Consider the following 1,188-nt stretch of genomic DNA (forward strand, 5'->3'; position numbering starts at 1 on the left):
CCCCCGGCGCCGTCGTCCTGCACCCCGGCGCCGGCGCCCCCTCCCGCTGCTGGCCCGTGGAACGGTATGCGGCCGTGGCGGAGACGCTGCGCGCACGGGGACGCCGGGTCGTCGTCACCGGGGGAGCGGCCGAGGGAGACCTGGTGGCCCGGCTGGCCAAACTCGCCAGCCTGCCCGACACGGACGTGTTCGGCGGCGGCCTGCCCCACGACCGGCTCTCCGCCCTGGTGGCCGGCGCCCGCGCCGTCGTCAGCGGCGACACCGGCATCGCCCACCTCGCCGTCGCCCACGCCACGCCCTCCGTCACCCTCTTCGGCCCGGTCCCGCCCAGCCGCTGGGGTCCGCCCGACCACCCCCGGCACCACGCACTGTGGCGCCCGGGTCCGGACGGCGACCACGGCGACCCGCACGGCCACGAGACCGACCCCGCGCTGCTGCGGATCACCACCGACGACGTCCTGGACGCACTCGACGCCCTGGACGCCCTGGGAGAGGCACCATGAACCACGCCACGAACCGCGGTCCGTCCAGCACCCGCGAACGGCACCACGCCGACCCCGCGAAACCCGCCCCCGTCGGCATCGTCATCGCCACCCGCAACCGTTCCGCGAGCCTCGCCGTCACCGTGCGGCACCTGCTCGCGCTGCCCGAGCGGCCCGAGATCCTCGTCGTCGACAACGCCTCCACCGACGACACCCGCGCCATGCTGGCCCGCGACTTCCCACAGGTCCGCGTGGTCTCCCTGCCGTTCAACCGCGGCGCCCTCGCCCGCACCCACGGCGTCCGCGCCCTCGACACCCCGTACGTGGCGTTCAGCGACGACGACTCCTGGTGGGCGCCCGGCGCCCTCGGCGCCGCCGCCCGGCACTTCGACGAGCACCCCCGGCTCGGCCTGCTCTCCGCCCGCACCCTCGTCGGCCCCACCGACGCCGCGGACCCCCTCAACGACCTGCTCGCCGATTCCCCCCTCGGCCCGGCCACCGACCTGCCCGGCACCCAGGTGCTCGGCTTCCTCGGCTGCGCCGCCGTCGTCCGCCGCACGGCCTACCTCGACGCGGGCGGCTACCACCCCCTGCTCTTCTTCGGCGCCGAGGAGACCCTCCTCGCCTACGACCTGGCCGCCCGCGGCTGGGGCGTCACGCACTGCCCCGACGTGACGGCGCACCACCACCCGGACCCCGGCCCCCG

At 76.9% G+C, this 1,188-nt stretch carries 2 protein-coding genes; both read left to right on the forward strand.

Annotation, left to right across the window (positions count from 1 at the left end; all coding sequences use genetic code 11):
* A partial coding sequence (locus EBH09_RS29050; protein WP_193776598.1) for a glycosyltransferase family 9 protein occupies positions 1-503 on the forward strand: 503 nt, incomplete at its 5' end.
* Positions 500-1,188, forward strand: a 689-nt coding sequence (locus EBH09_RS29055; protein ID WP_121751060.1) for a glycosyltransferase, incomplete at its 3' end; no start/stop codon positions are given. The genes EBH09_RS29050 and EBH09_RS29055, both read left to right, overlap by 4 nt.

Origin of the sequence: Streptomyces sp. E2N166 (assembly GCF_003671715.1) — a bacterium.
Taxonomy (GTDB): Bacteria; Actinomycetota; Actinomycetes; order Streptomycetales; family Streptomycetaceae; genus Streptomyces; species Streptomyces thinghirensis.